General features: G+C 63.0%; 13 protein-coding genes and 1 tRNA gene. 7 read left to right on the forward strand and 7 right to left on the reverse strand.

What is annotated here, in order from left to right:
• Positions 1-82 precede the first annotated feature (82 nt).
• Together secA and KBZ22_RS04405 are read right to left on the reverse strand one after the other, a co-directional pair.
• Positions 83-2,869, reverse strand: a complete 2,787-nt coding sequence (gene secA / locus KBZ22_RS04400) for a preprotein translocase subunit SecA (protein ID WP_255021166.1) — start codon at positions 2,867-2,869, stop codon at positions 83-85.
• Between the two features lie 178 nt (positions 2,870-3,047).
• Positions 3,048-4,394 carry an ATP-binding protein gene (locus KBZ22_RS04405; RefSeq protein WP_255021167.1) on the reverse strand — a complete coding sequence of 449 codons (1,347 nt, stop codon included), beginning with the start codon at positions 4,392-4,394 and terminating at the stop codon, positions 3,048-3,050.
• Between the two features lie 129 nt (positions 4,395-4,523).
• Here KBZ22_RS04405 and KBZ22_RS04410 point away from each other — a divergent pair, with 129 nt between their 5' ends.
• The gene (locus tag KBZ22_RS04410) at positions 4,524-4,793 is read left to right on the forward strand and encodes a type II toxin-antitoxin system VapB family antitoxin (RefSeq protein ID WP_255021168.1); all 270 of its coding nucleotides are present in this window, start codon (positions 4,524-4,526) and stop codon (positions 4,791-4,793) included.
• Complete coding sequence (locus KBZ22_RS04415) at positions 4,793-5,182, forward strand: type II toxin-antitoxin system VapC family toxin (RefSeq protein WP_255021169.1); 390 nt, start codon at positions 4,793-4,795, stop codon at positions 5,180-5,182. Before KBZ22_RS04410 ends, KBZ22_RS04415 begins: the two co-directional genes overlap by 1 nt.
• Positions 5,183-5,205: 23 nt before the next feature.
• Here the strand turns inward: KBZ22_RS04415 and cysE are convergent, their stop codons facing one another.
• The gene (cysE, locus tag KBZ22_RS04420; protein ID WP_255021170.1) at positions 5,206-5,964 is read right to left on the reverse strand and encodes a serine O-acetyltransferase; all 759 of its coding nucleotides are present in this window, start codon (positions 5,962-5,964) and stop codon (positions 5,206-5,208) included.
• 64 nt (positions 5,965-6,028) lie between these two features.
• On the opposite strand from cysE, the gene KBZ22_RS04425 reads away from it, so the two are divergent.
• Positions 6,029-6,100 (forward strand) — tRNA-Gly (locus KBZ22_RS04425).
• 38 nt (positions 6,101-6,138) lie between these two features.
• On the opposite strand, the gene KBZ22_RS04430 is transcribed toward KBZ22_RS04425, so the two are convergent.
• From KBZ22_RS04430 to miaA, 3 genes are all read right to left on the reverse strand, one after another.
• The gene (locus KBZ22_RS04430) at positions 6,139-7,128 is read right to left on the reverse strand and encodes a GntR family transcriptional regulator (protein ID WP_254942829.1); all 990 of its coding nucleotides are present in this window, start codon (positions 7,126-7,128) and stop codon (positions 6,139-6,141) included.
• Between the two features lie 281 nt (positions 7,129-7,409).
• Positions 7,410-8,015 carry a translation initiation factor IF-3 gene (infC, locus tag KBZ22_RS04435; RefSeq protein WP_254942830.1) on the reverse strand — a complete coding sequence of 202 codons (606 nt, stop codon included), beginning with the start codon at positions 8,013-8,015 and terminating at the stop codon, positions 7,410-7,412.
• A gap of 35 nt (positions 8,016-8,050) precedes the next feature.
• Positions 8,051-8,971: a tRNA (adenosine(37)-N6)-dimethylallyltransferase MiaA gene (gene miaA / locus KBZ22_RS04440; protein WP_255021171.1), complete on the reverse strand. Its 921-nt coding sequence runs from the start codon at positions 8,969-8,971 to the stop codon at positions 8,051-8,053.
• A gap of 140 nt (positions 8,972-9,111) precedes the next feature.
• On the opposite strand from miaA, the gene gyrB reads away from it, so the two are divergent.
• The gene (gene gyrB, locus KBZ22_RS04445) at positions 9,112-11,082 is read left to right on the forward strand and encodes a DNA topoisomerase (ATP-hydrolyzing) subunit B (protein WP_255021172.1); all 1,971 of its coding nucleotides are present in this window, start codon (positions 9,112-9,114) and stop codon (positions 11,080-11,082) included.
• On the forward strand, positions 11,082-11,405 hold the full coding sequence (locus KBZ22_RS04450) for an SH3 domain-containing protein (RefSeq protein WP_254942832.1): 324 nt from the start codon (positions 11,082-11,084) through the stop codon (positions 11,403-11,405). Before gyrB ends, KBZ22_RS04450 begins: the two co-directional genes overlap by 1 nt.
• A 209-nt stretch (positions 11,406-11,614) precedes the next feature.
• On the opposite strand, the gene KBZ22_RS04455 is transcribed toward KBZ22_RS04450, so the two are convergent.
• Entirely contained in the window at positions 11,615-12,085 is a 471-nt protein-coding gene (locus tag KBZ22_RS04455) for a glutathione peroxidase (RefSeq protein WP_255021188.1), read from the reverse strand.
• Between the two features lie 87 nt (positions 12,086-12,172).
• Between KBZ22_RS04455 and mgtE the strand changes: the two genes are divergently transcribed.
• Positions 12,173-13,555, forward strand: a complete 1,383-nt coding sequence (gene mgtE / locus KBZ22_RS04460; RefSeq protein WP_254992992.1) for a magnesium transporter — start codon at positions 12,173-12,175, stop codon at positions 13,553-13,555.
• Between the two features lie 117 nt (positions 13,556-13,672).
• Positions 13,673-13,862, forward strand: a 190-nt coding sequence (locus KBZ22_RS04465; RefSeq protein WP_396111653.1) for a sigma-70 factor domain-containing protein, incomplete at its 3' end; no start/stop codon positions are given.

The raw sequence follows: 13,862 nt of genomic DNA on the forward strand, positions 1-13,862 counted from the left end.
TAAGAAGATTTAGGTCCTAGATCTTTTGGTAAGCGCTTTAGCTTATTGGGTAAGGATGATTCTGTCTGTTCATCCTACTAATCTAAGCCGCCGTCCCCTGTGGCGCCGGCGCCGGCTGAAACATAAACATCGAATAGATCACATTCCTTCGCATCTGCGTCATCATCTCCAAGAACATATCGTACCCCTCATTCTTATATTCGATCAACGGATCCTTCTGCCCATATCCCCTCAGGCCCACCGATTCGCGCAGGGCGTCCATCGCTTGCAGGTGCTCCCTCCAGAGCGTGTCGATCTGCTGCAGGATGAAGTAGCGCTCGGCTTCGCGCATCAACCCCGGGCGTTGCTGCTCAACTTGGCCCTCCTTGATGTCGTAGGCATTGCGCAGCTGCTCCTGCAGGAAGGCCTTGAGCTCCTCAACCCCTAAACCCTGTAGTTGGTCGGGCGTTAGATCTTCCAGGATATAAATAAACTCCTTGGTTTTATCCACCAAGCGGCTGAGATCCCATTCCTCGGGGGGGAGCTCCGGGTTCACATAGGCATCCACGATGTCTTCGATGGTGCGCTCGCCGTAGCCGATCACCTGGGCCTTGAGCTCGCGGCCCTCGAGCACCCGGCGCCGCTCGGTGTAAACGGCTTTGCGCTGGTTGTTCATCACCTCGTCGTATTCGAATACCTGCTTGCGGATGTCGTAGTAGTAGGTTTCCACCTTCTTCTGGGCCCCTTCCAGCGAGCGGGTGAGCATGCCTGATTCAATCGGCATGTCTTCTTCCACCCGGAAGGCATTCATCAGTCCGGCGACCCGATCGCCGCCGAAGATGCGCAGCAGGTTGTCTTCCAGCGACAGGAAGAAGCGGGTGGAGCCGGGATCACCCTGACGTCCGGCGCGGCCGCGCAGTTGATTGTCGACGCGGCGGGATTCGTGGCGCTCGGTGCCGATTACGTGCAGTCCACCGGCTTCGCGCACCTGCTGATCGTCTTGCTTCACCATGTCGTCGTATTCAGCCTTCACCTGGGCGATGCAGTCGCGCAGGGCCTGGATTTGGGGGTCCTCGCTGGGGGCCTTTTCGGCTGCCTGGGCAATGCGGTCTTCCAGCTCCAGCAAGGTGAGCTGCCGGTCGCCCCAGGCATTCACGAGGTCTTTGGCGAGGGTGGCCAGATCCTGGTCAGTCGTTTCGCTTAGACTGCAGGGATAGAGGCTCCCCAAACTGCGGACCTCGCGCGCGGCTTTGGCTGAGGGGATGGGCCTGTGCTCATTTTCCGGGCGCACCAGCTTGGGCAACAGAACCTCGCGCAGCTTGAGGCGGGCCATGTAATCGCTATTGCCGCCCAGAATGATGTCGGTGCCACGGCCCGCCATGTTGGTGGCGATGGTCACTGCGCCAGCCCGGCCTGCCTGGGCCACGATTTCGGCTTCCCGCTCCACGTTCTCTGGCTTGGCATTTAGCAGGTTGTGGGGGATGTCTTGCTCAGCCAGCAGGGTTGATAGCAGCTCGGATTTCTCCACACTGGTGGTGCCCACCAGCACCGGCCGGCCGCCCTTGTGCACCTCGGCGGTTTCCAGGGCTACCGCCCGCCATTTAGCGGTTTCGGTTTTGTATACCTGATCGGTCCAGTCGGAGCGGGAGCGCACCCGGTTGGTGGGCACAATCGTGACCTCGAGCTTGTAGGTCTTCTCGAATTCCACTTCCTCGGTTTTGGCGGTGCCGGTCATCCCGGCCAGGCGCGGGTAGAGCAGGAAGAAGTTTTGGTAGGTGATCGAGGCGAGGGTTTGGGTTTCGGGCTGAATCTCCAGCTGTTCCTTGGCCTCAATCGCCTGGTGCAGGCCGTCGCTCCAGCGCCGCCCTGGCATCACCCGGCCGGTGAATTCGTCCACGATCACCGCATCGCCATTGCGCACGATGTAGTTCACGTCCTTGGCAAACATCTCCTTTGCCTTGAGGGCATTGCCGATGAAGTGGGCCCAGGGGTCTTCTGGGTTGAAGAGATCGGTCACCCCCAGCTCCTGCTCGGCCTTGGCATAGCCCTCGTCGGTGAGGGTCACATTGCGCTGCTTCTCGTCGACCTCGTAGTCGCCCTCGGGGTCGATACCGTCTTTGCCTAGTTCGGCCGAGCGCTCCAGCAGCTCAGCCACCTCGGCTGCGCGGCGGTATTTCTCCTGGGGGCGCTCGATCTGGCCGGAGATAATCAGCGGCGTGCGGGCCTCGTCGATCAGGATCGAATCGACCTCGTCGATCACGCAGTAGTTGGGCTGGCGCTGCACCACCTCAGCGATGTCGCTGGCCATGTTGTCGCGCAGGTAGTCGAAGCCCAGCTCGCTGTTGGTGGCGTAGGTGATGTCGCAGGCGTAGTTGGCCCGGCGGGTGGTTGGCGTCATCTCCTGCTGGATTAGGCCCACCGAGAGCCCCAGGAAGCGGTGCACCTGGCCCATCCACTCGGCGTCGCGCCGGGCCAGGTAGTCGTTCACCGTCACCACGTGCACGCCCCGCCCGGTGAGGGCGTTGAGGTAGGCGGGCAGGGTGGCCACGAGGGTTTTGCCCTCGCCGGTTTTCATCTCAGCGATTTGACCGTTGTGCAGCACCATGCCGCCGATCAGCTGCACATCGAAGTGCCGCATGCCCAGCACCCGCTTGCCGGCCTCGCGCACCACGGCAAAGGCCTGGGGCAGCAGCTCATCGAGCAAGGCCCGCTCCTTGACGGCATTGCCCGCCACCTGCTCCAACTTCAGGCGGAATTCAGCCGTGAGGCCGCGCAGCTCGTCGTCGGAGAGGGGGGAGATTTCCTCCTCGAGCAGGTTGATATCGGAAACGATCGGCTGGTAGCGCTTCAGCTTGCGGGCATTTGGATCACCCAGCAGCAGCTTGAGCATTGAGGCGGAACGGCCAGCACAATCCAAATCTTACCGGGCGGCTACCAGAGCAAGCGCTAAGGGAAGGCCTGCAGCCCTGAAGCCGCCAGGAGTTGGGGCAGGGTGTCGACCAGTCCGCTGGCTGCCGTCAGCTTGCCTAAACGCACCTCGACAAGGCCAGTGCATCAGCTGATTCGGCTCACTCCAGCAGCCATTCCACTGCGCTGCTCCAGGCCACCGGTTGTGGCCATTCCCCCCGGGGCGGCCTGTTGTTGAGTGAAATCACCCGCGCTTGGGCGCCGCTGCTCGACGGTTCCTGCAGGGCCTCCAGGAGTGCCCGCAGCTCCCTTTGCAAAGTCGCTGGTTCACTGAGATCGGTACACACCTGGATCAGCTCCCGCCGGCCATCGGGGAAACGGGCGAGGAAGTCCACCTCGTTGCCGTTGCTTGTACGCAGGTAGCCCACCTCCGCTCCTTTCCGCAGTAATTCCAAAAGCACCACGGTTTCCAGCGCATGTCCGAGATTGCTGCGCCCCTCCAGTTCATAGAGGGGCAGCAAACCCGGATCGACCGGATACACCTTGCGGGGCAGCGTCATCTGACGCCTCAGCGAACCTCCCACCACGCCCAAGCAGTGGATCAGGAAGGCACTCTCTAGGTGCTGCACCAGCTCGGCTAGGTGTTCGCGGCCGATCGCTAGACCCTGGCTTTTCAGGGCCCCATGCAGGCGGTTGAGGCTGAAGCTGCCGCCACCGTTGCCGAGCAGCTGCCGCACCAGCCATTGCAGAGCCAGGGGCTGGCGGATGGCATGGCGCTCGATCACATCCCGCAGCACGGTGCTGTCCACGTAGCTGCCCAGCAGCAGCCGGCGGCTGCGCTCCTCCAGTCCCTGAGCCTCCGGGAACCCCCCGCAGCGCAGGTAGTGCTCCAGCTGGTGAGTGAGCTGCGAGCGCTGGGCGCTGCTCCAGTGCGTGCTCGGCTGCAGCGGCTCCAGGCTTCGGTGGCGGAGGCTCTCGCGGAAGCTGAACGGATACACCACCGCCTCTAGGGCGCGCCCCCGCAGGTTGCTGGCGATCTCGGTGGAGAGCATCTCCGCCGACGAGCCACTCACAACCACGTCGATCGGTTCGCTGTCCATCACCCGCCGCACGAATCCCTCCCAGCCGGGAATGCGTTGGATCTCATCGAGAAACAGGCAGCCCCGCCGCGCTCCCGCTTGCCGCGCCTGGGGCTGGAGCTGGAAATAAGTCTCGAGAAGCTGGTCGAGCAGCTCCGCACCAGGGTTGTGGGCCAGCAGGCGCTCGTCTTCCAGCGACAGCATCGGCAGCCAGCTGCGCTCCTCGCCCGCCTCCACACGCCGGCCCAGCTCCTGCCATAGCAGTGAGGTTTTGCCGCTGCGGCGCATGCCGATCACGGCCAGCGTTTTGCCGGGGATCCTGGGGATCCAGGTGTCGCGCTGGGTCAGCTGGGGTAGCGGCTGCTGCCAGCTGTCCACCAGTTTCTGGCGCAGCAGGGCTTTCAGCCCTGCGGGCAGCTTGTCGTCCATGGCGTCAAGTTAGCGCCTTATCTTGTTGTTCATGGCGACAAGAAGGTGATCTTCGTTGTGGGTGAGATCGGGGTCTAGGTAGAATTATGGTTGATTTCTACCCTGCTCCTTGTGGGGGTGTGAGCATCCATGGGCATGAACATCAAAGACCCTGAGGTTCATGCCATAGCCCGTGAGCTGGCGGCGCGGCATGGCACCACCGTGACCGATGCCGTGCGTCGTGCGCTTGCGGCCGAACTGGAGAGAAGCCCAGGGCCATCTGCGCTGAAGCTGCAGGATGCCAAGTTGCAGCAGTTACTCGCTTTGTTGGGGCGCTTCAGCAATCTGCATTGGCCAGACCAGCGCACCAGCAAGGAGTTGCAGGATGCCCTCTACGACGATGACGGTCTGCCGGTCTGATGGTGATCGATACCTCTGCTCTGATAGCCATTCTCAAAGCGGAGCCGGAAGCTGCCGAACTCCTTGTCTGCCTGAGTCAGCCATCTCCGAAGTGGATCTCCACCGCCACTCTCTTGGAAGCTCAGATCCTGGTGATCAGTCAGCTCGGTGAGGCAGGGCCTCCTGAGTTGGACTTGCTCTTGGGCCGAGCGGAGATCAAGTCGCTTCCGCTCGACACGTTGCATGTGCACTTGGCCCTCCACGGCTGGCGCCACTTCGGCAAGGGCCGCCACCGGGCTGGCCTCAACCTGGGTGATTGCTTCAGCTACGGCCTAGCCATGGCCCTGGACCTGCCGCTGCTGTTCAAAGGTGATGATTTTGCTCGCACTGATGTGAAAGCTGCCATCTGAAGGCACGCGTGTGAAACCAGGACTCACCTGGTGGTGCCAGGGTTGTCGCCCAGGAACTCCAGGATCTCGCGATCTTTGAGGTTTTGAGCGGCGCCGTTGCAGGGCTCCAGCAGGGGGCGGCCGGCGGCCAGCTCCCGCAGGCAGCCTTGGGTGCGGGCCAGCTCCATTTCCAACACGTCGATGCGCTCCATCAGGTTGCGGATCACATTCGCCTCCGTGTCTGGCAGGGCTGAGTGGGCAAGGGGGTCGATCCTCACCCCGCTCTGATGGATCACCCGGCCCGGGATGCCCACCACCGTGCTGTCGGCCGCCACATCGCGCAGCAGCACCGAGCCGGCGCCGATGCGGGTGTTGGCACCCACGGTGATCGCCCCCAGCACCTTGGCGCCGGCGCCCACCACCACGTTCTCCAGCAGGGTGGGGTGGCGCTTGCCATGGGCCTTGCCGGTGCCGCCCAGGGTGACGCCCTGATACAGCAGGCAGCGGTTACTGATCACGGCTGTTTCACCGATCACCACTCCCATGCCGTGGTCGATGAACACGCCATGGCCGATCCGGGCGCCGGGGTGGATTTCAACACCGGTAGCCAGTCGCCCCAGCTGGCTCAGCAGCCGTGCCAGCAGGGGCAACGGCGGCAGCCGCCGGCCCCAGAGCCAATGGCTGAGACGGTGCAGGGTTAGGGCGTGCAAGCCCGGATAGCAGAGCAGGATTTCCAGCGTGCCTCGGGCCGCAGGATCTCGTTGCTTGATGATCGCCAGGTCGGCCTGCAGTGCCTTGAGCATGGAGCCAGTTTGACCGAGGGGCCCCCCGTCATGCATGATCTTGAAATCGGCAAAGCCGGTAGTTGCGGATGTAGCTCAGTGGTAGAGCATCTCCTTGCCAAGGAGAGGGTCGAGAGTTCGAATCTCTTCATCCGCTTGATTCAGCCTGCCATTTGGTTCATGTAGCCATTGGTTTCAGGTAGCCAGTAGGCCAATTTCTTTGCGCAGTCCGTCGATGGTGGCGGTGCCTAGGTAGCTCTGGGCGCAGTGCACCACCGGCATCCGTATTAGTTGGGCCCTGTTTTGGCGCAGGCTCTGCTCCACCAGAGGCAGGCTGGGGCGGTCGCAGAGCACGTGGCTGGCGGCCCGCAGCAGGGCCAGCAGGCGGCTGCCTGTGTCAGGGTTGGCGGTCATCACTAGCAGCTCGTTGCCGCGCATGCTGTGCAGTATCACCTCGGCGGCCCGCAGGATCCCCGGGCTGATGCTCACCAGGCCCACGCAGCTGCCCTGGCGCAGCTCCTTGAGTAGGTCGAGCTCGTGGCGAAAATCGTTGAGATCAACGGCCACCGCCCGCACGCCGTGCTGCTTGGCAATCTCCTCCACCGGCTGGAGGAAGTAGCGGCTGGTCACCACCGTGCCGTTGTTGGATTCGGTCAGCACCGCCGCCAGCTCCTCCATCGGCACCACCTCCACCGGCACCTCCAGGCTGGGGATGAGCTCCTCGGCGATCAGCATCGAGGCGCCGATGTCCTCGCGGGGGGTGCTGACTAGCACCCGGGCGCCGCAGCGCAGACGCCAGTCGATCTCCCGGGTGAATAAGTCGCGGCTCTGCTGCAGGGTGCAGCCGGCATTGAGCAGGCCATCGACGCTCTGGCGCACCTCACGGTCGATGTCTGGCAGGGGACGGCCCCTGGGGCCCGGCGGCGGCTTGATTTCCCGCGGCTTTTGCTGGTCGCGCACATAGATGCCCGATCCCGCCATCGCTTCAACGACGCCGTCGGTTTCCAGCTGGCGATACACCTTGCTGATCGTGTTGCGGTGCAGGCCGGTTTGCATCGCCAGCTGCCTGGTGCTGGGCAATCGGTGCCCCGGCGGGTAGTGGCGGGCCGCAATGGCGAAGCAGATCTGGTTGTAGAGCTGCGTCGACGCCGGGATGTCGCTTTCCTGCTGGATGTGGAATCGCACGCCGGGGTTGGGCCAATTGGGCTGGTGGCCACCATAAAGAGGCTTGGCCCTGGGGACAATCCCCCTGTTGGCATACGGGCGTGTGCCGGTTGGGCCTGGTGCAAGAGGGCGGCCCTCCGGGAAGTTGTACATCTGTACAACTTCCTGCACACGCGCAAAAACCCAATGCCCGCCCGCCAATGCCCGCCCGCCAATGTCAGTCCGCCAATGTCAGCAGCCCAGACCTTCCCTTCAACCGCTCAGCGCTTGAGCGATATGTCGGCGATCGCTATAGAAGCGGTTTAACCCGTGGGTTCTGCAGCGGAACTTGAAGCGACCTTGCTGTTGCCCTTGGGAGCGGCGGCCTTGCGGGGGCTCAGGAACATGATCATGTTGCGCCCTTCCCGCTTGGGGGGCTGCTGGATCTCGGCGTTGTCCTCGAGGTCCTTGGCCATGCGGTAGAGCAGTACTTCAGCTAAGGCGGTGTGCTGGATTTCGCGGCCGCGGAAGATCACGGTGCACTTCACCTTGTCGCCGTCCTTAAGGAAGCGCTGCGCCTGGCCGATCCGCACCTGATAGTCGTGCGAGTCGATCTTGTAGCGCATCTTCACTTCTTTTACCTCCGTCTGGTGCGACTTCTTCTTGGCTTCTTTGGCCTTCTTTTCCTGCTCAAACTTGTATTTGCCGTAGTCCATGATCCGGCACACCGGCGGATCGGCCTTTTCGCTCACCAACACCAGATCGAGCTCGCGGTCCTTGGCAACCTCAAGGGCCTCCTCGCGGGTGATCACCCCCAGTTGACTGCCATCGGCATCCACCACCCGCAGGTTGGGGTAGCTGATGCGGTCGTTGATGTTGGGCAGCTCCCGCACGGGAGCACGGCGGTCAAAACGGGGACGTGGAGGCATTCAGGGGTGTGAAGGATCGCGAAATCGCTAACGCTTCACCCTAGTCCGCGCTCGACCACTTGCAACGCCTGGGCCAACTGCCCCTCGGTGCTGCGCTCTTCCAGCCAGATCGGCTCATGGCGCCGCCGAAACCAGGTGCGTTGCCGTTTGGCGAATTGGCGGGTGCGCTGCTCGCAAAGGGCGATCGCTTCAGTTTCGCTGAGCTCGCCGGCCAGCTGCTGCTTCGCCTCGCCGTAGCCGATGGTGTTGAGCAGGGGCAGTTCAGCCCCGTAGCGCTCGATCAGCGCTTCGGTTTCAGCTACCAGCCCCGCAGCAAATAGGCCCTTGGTGCGGCTGGCAATGCGGCCTGTTAGGTCGGTGGGGTTTAGGCCCAGCTCCAGCACCCGCCAGGGCGGCGGCGTGGCCCCCTGCTGGCTGGATAGGGGCCGCCCTGTGGCATAAAGCACCTCCAGGGCCCTTTGGGTGCGCACGGCATCGGCGGGGGCGATGCGAGCGGCGGCCGCTGGATCGCCCTGGCGCAGCAGCTGGTGGCAGAGGGGCTGGCCGAGGGCTGCCAGCTGGGCGCGCAGCTGGGGTTGGGGTGGCACCGCTGGGGGCTCCAGCCCCTGGGTGAGGGCCTGTAGGTAGAGGCCGCTGCCGCCCGCCAGCAGGGCCAGGGGCTTGCGGGCAAGTTCGGCGTTGAGCTGGGCCTCGGCGATCGCCCGAAACTCCTGCAGGTTGATCGGCTGGTCGGGATCGCGCAGATCCAGCAGCTCGTGGCGCGCCTGCCCCCGCTGAGCGGCCGTGGGCTTGGCGGTGCCCACGTCCATCTGCCGGTAGAGCTGGCGCGAATCCACGTTCAGCACCGCCAGATCCAGGGCCTGGGCCAGGGCGATCGCTAGGTCCGTTTTGCCGCTGGCCGTGGGGCCTAGCAAGACGATGACAAGGGGTTGGCCTGCGGACTCAGTGGGGCTCATGGGTCCACCTTGCCAGGGGGTGTCAGCCCGAGTTGGCGGTGGTAAATTGCTTATTGCAAAAGGGCTTTTGGGCTCGTTTGCGCCTTACTTGCCCCGGGATTTCGCCGTCCTGTGCCGAATCCCTGGGGAGACCTTCCTGCATGAGCGCTGAAAGCCAAGCTTCCACGAAAATTCAGGCCGCCTATGGCGCCGAGCAGATCCAGGTTCTGGAGGGCCTGGAGCCCGTTCGTAAACGTCCGGGCATGTACATCGGCTCCACCGGCCCCCGAGGCCTGCACCATTTGGTGTACGAGGTGGTCGACAACGCAGTGGATGAGGCCCTAGCCGGCCACTGCGACCAGATCCTGGCGGTGCTCAACGATGACGGCTCTTGCGCCGTCACCGACAACGGCCGCGGCATCCCCACCGATATCCACCCGCGCACCGGTAAGAGCGCCCTTGAAACCGTGCTCACGGTGTTGCACGCCGGCGGCAAGTTTGGTTCTGGTGGCTACAAGGTTTCTGGCGGCCTGCACGGCGTTGGTGTGTCGGTGGTCAATGCCCTCTCCGAGTGGGTGGAGGTCACGGTTTATCGCCAAGACCAAGTGCATACCCAGCGCTTTGAGCGAGGTGCTCCGATCGGCATCCTGCAATCAGCCGCTGGCGAGAAGGGCCGCACCGGAACATCGGTGTGCTTCAAGCCCGATATCGAGATTTTCTCGACCGGCATTGAGTTCGATTACCAAACTCTCTCCTCGCGTTTGCGCGAGCTGGCCTACCTCAATGGTGGGGTGCGGATTGTCTTCCGTGACGACCGTGCTGTGGCCCGCAATGCCGCTGGCGAAGCTCACGAAGAGATCTATTTCTACGAAGGCGGCATCAAGGAATATGTCGCCTACATGAATAAGGAGAAGGATCCTCTCCACCCCGAAATCATTTACGTCAACCGCGAAAAGGATGGTGTACAGGTGGAAGCGGCACTGCAGTGGTGCGTGGATGCCTACTCAGACAGCATTCTTGGCTTTGCCAACAACATCCGCACTGTCGATGGTGGCACCCATATCGAGGGCCTGAAAACGGTGCTTACCCGCACCCTCAACACCTTTGCCAAAAAGCGCGGCAAGCGCAAGGATGCCGATACCAATCTGGCCGGCGAAAACATCCGCGAGGGCCTCACCGCGGTGCTTTCGGTGAAGGTGCCCGACCCGGAATTTGAGGGTCAGACCAAAACTAAGCTGGGCAATACGGAAGTTCGCGGCATTGTTGACACGCTGGTGGGTGAAGCCCTCAGCGAATATCTTGAATTCAATCCCTCGGTGATCGATCTGATCCTCGAGAAGGCTATTCAGGCCTTCAATGCAGCCGAGGCTGCCCGCCGCGCCCGCGAGCTGGTGCGACGCAAGAGCGTGCTCGAGAGCTCCACCCTGCCTGGCAAGTTGGCAGATTGCTCCTCCCGCGACCCGGCCGAGTCTGAGATCTACATCGTGGAGGGGGATTCAGCTGGTGGTTCGGCCAAGCAGGGGCGCGACCGTCGCTTCCAAGCGATCCTGCCATTGCGGGGCAAAATTCTCAACATCGAGAAAACTGACGACGCCAAGATTTATAAAAATACTGAAATTCAGGCGCTAATCACCGGACTAGGTTTGGGGATTAAAGGCGAGGAGTTTGATGAGAAAAATCTTCGCTACCACCGGATCGTGATCATGACCGACGCCGACGTCGACGGCGCCCACATCCGCACTCTGATTCTCACCTTCTTCTTCCGCTATCAGCGGGCCCTAGTTGAGGGTGGCTACATCTACATCGCCTGCCCACCCCTCTATAAAGTGGAGCGGGGTAAGAACCACACCTACTGCTACAACGAAGACGATCTCAAGAAAACGATCGCTTCATTTGGTGAGAAGGCGAACTACACGATCCAGCGTTTCAAGGGCTTGGGCGAAATGATGCCGAAGCAGCTATGGGAAACCACCATGGACCCCACCACTCGCATGATGAAGCGAGTCGAGATTGAAGATGCCCTCGAAGCCGATCGCATCTTCACAATCCTGATGGGCGACAAAGTGGCCCCGCGCCGGGAATTTATCGAGGCCCATAGCGCCACCCTCGATCTAGCCCAGCTCGATATTTGATGGCGGACATCCGCATGATGCAGTCGTCTGCAGCCTGGCGCTGGGCAGCCCTGCTTGGTTTCGCCCTGATCACCCCCGTGGGCTTGCCTGCCGGAGGGGCTGATCGCAGGCCGCTTGAGGTGCGCCGGCGTTGTGCCGGAGATCCCTTGCTGTCCACCCAGGCCGTGGCGTTGCGGGCAGCACCGGAGCAGCGCGCCCCCGCCCTGCAGCAGCTGGGACCTGGCGAGCCCATGCGAGTGCTGCGCAGCTGGCGGGGCAGTTCCGGCCAGCGCTGGCTTCAAGTGCAGGCCGCCGATCGCCGCGGCTGGTTGGCTGCTGGTTGAGTGAGTTGCTTGAGGGCACACTCGACATTGGTATCTCATTGAGTTTGTACAGATGTACAAACTCAATGAGGGCTAAGGAAGCTCTGGAAAGCCACCGTGCGGCCAATCACCATGAAGTCGCTGGCATGAGTCTCATCCAGCGACCTGGATGCCCCCGCCCCGGCCCCCGGGTTATCCCGACCTTCCCTAACAGACCAACGATCCGCCGGTTAGGCGGCTAGGGCAGCTTCGATGGCGCTCTTTAATTCAGCTGAATCGGGCTCCACGTTGCTCTTGTAGCGGCCCAACACGGTGCCGTCCTTGCCCACCAGAAACTTCTCGAAGTTCCAGCCCACGGGGCCAGCGGGCTCGCTCTTGCTGAGGGTGGTGTAGGGCTCTTCGGCCATCTGCACTTTGTCGAGCAACTCAAAGTTGGCGCCGTAGGTGGTGGAGCAGAACTGCTGGATCTCTGGCAGCGTGCCGGGCTCCTGGGCGCCGAAATCGTTGCAGGGGAAGCCGAGCACGGCCAGGCCCTGGGGGCCGTAGCTCCCCTGGAGGGCCTGCAGGCCTGCGTATTGGCGGGTGAATCCGCAGCGGCTGGCCACGTTCACGATCAGCAGCACCTTGCCGGCCCATTCGCCCAAATTGCGCTTGTCGCCTTTGGCATCGCGCACGGCCACATTGGTCACGGAGATAGCCATTGGTCCGGTTGTCATCAGTTGGCCGGACCATAGCGGGCCGAAGGCAGCTGCGACCCATAAACTCAGCATTGCGGCGTCGCGGGGCCTATGGGCGAAGCCAACGGGATCCAGGTGGCCGAGGTGGTGGCCCAACAGCTGGAAAGCCTGCTTGAGGCAGGTAACTACGACGGCGCCAAGTTGCTGCTCGGCCCCGTGCAGGAGGTGGACGCAGCTGAAGCTATAGGCAGCTTGCCGCGCACCCTGCAGGCCCTGGCCTTTCGGCTGCTGCCCAAGGACGAGGCAATTGAGGTCTATGAATACCTCGATGCGTCAGTGCAGCAGACCCTGCTGGAGCGGCTGCGCTCCGGCGAGGTGCTGGAGCTGGTGGAGGAAATGTCACCCGACGATCGGGTGCGGCTTTTTGATGAGTTGCCCGCCAAGGTGGTGAGGCGCCTGCTTGCCGAACTCAGCCCGGCGGAGCGGCGGGTCACGGCCCAACTACTCGGCTACGAGGCGGAGACGGCGGGCCGGCTGATGACCACCGAATTCGTCGACCTCAAGGAGTTTCACAGCGCCGCCCAAGCCCTGGCGATCGTGCGCCGCCGCGCCCGCGACACAGAAACCATTTATTCTCTATATGTCACCGATGGCTCGCGCCACCTCACCGGCATCCTGTCGCTGCGGGATCTGGTTACGGCCGACCCCGAGGCCCGCATCGGCGATGTGATGACCCGCGATGTGGTGAGCGTTGGCACCGACACCGACCAGGAGGAGGTGGCGCGCGCTATCCAGCGCTACGACTTCCTGGCCGTGCCGGTGGTGGACCGGGAGCAGCGGTTGGTGGGGATCGTCACCGTGGACGACGTCATCGACGTGATCGAGCAGGAGGCCACCCGCGACCTCTACGCCGCCGGCGCCGTGCAGGCTGGCGATGAAGACGACTACTTCCAGAGCAACTTGTTCACCGTGGCGCGGCGCCGGGTGGTGTGGCTGCTGGTGCTGTTGGTGGCCAACAGCGGCACCTCGGCGGTGATCGCCTCCCAGGAGTTGGTGCTCAAGCAGGTGGTGGTGCTCGCCGCCTTTATTCCGCTGCTGATCGGCACCGGCGGCAATGTGGGAGCCCAGAGCTCCACCGTTGTGATTCGGGGCCTGAGCACCCAGCGCATTCAGGCGATGGGCGCCTGGCGGGCGATCTGGCGTGAATCTGTGGCCGGCGCCCTGCTGGGCTTGTTGATGGTGCTGGCGGTGGTGCCGTGGGCCGCCTACGTGGCAGGCAGCTGGTTAGTGGCTATGGCCGCCGGCCTGAGCCTGGTGGCGATCACCACCCTCGCTGCAACGGCCGGCGCGGCCCTGCCGCTGCTGTTTGACCGTCTGGGCCTGGATCCGGCCTTGATGTCCGCGCCTTTTATTGCCACCGCTACAGACGTCGCTGGGGTGTTCATCTACCTGCAAACCGCCTCTTGGCTGCTGCAACGCGCCGCGCCTGGCTAGGTCGCTGCTGGGAGTGGCTTAAGTCGCAGTAGCAGTTTTGGGGTTTCTGAGAGGAGTTAACACTTCTTCAGGTTAGGCTTTACACATCTTCAAAGCCCCAACGCCGTGGTCGTCGCCATCGCTACTGCACCCACCGCAGCTGCTCCCGACAAGGCTGCCCGCTCCATGCCCGCGGCCGACGGCGACCTGGTGCGTAGCTACCTGCGGGACATCGGGCGAGTGCCGCTGCTGTCCCATGAGCAGGAGATCACGCTGGGTCGCCAGGTGCAGGAGCTGGTGGGTTTAGAGGAGCTGGAGCTGGAGCTGG

Source organism: Cyanobium sp. L1E-Cus, assembly GCF_024345755.1.
Classification (GTDB): domain Bacteria; phylum Cyanobacteriota; class Cyanobacteriia; order PCC-6307; family Cyanobiaceae; genus Cyanobium_A; species Cyanobium_A usitatum.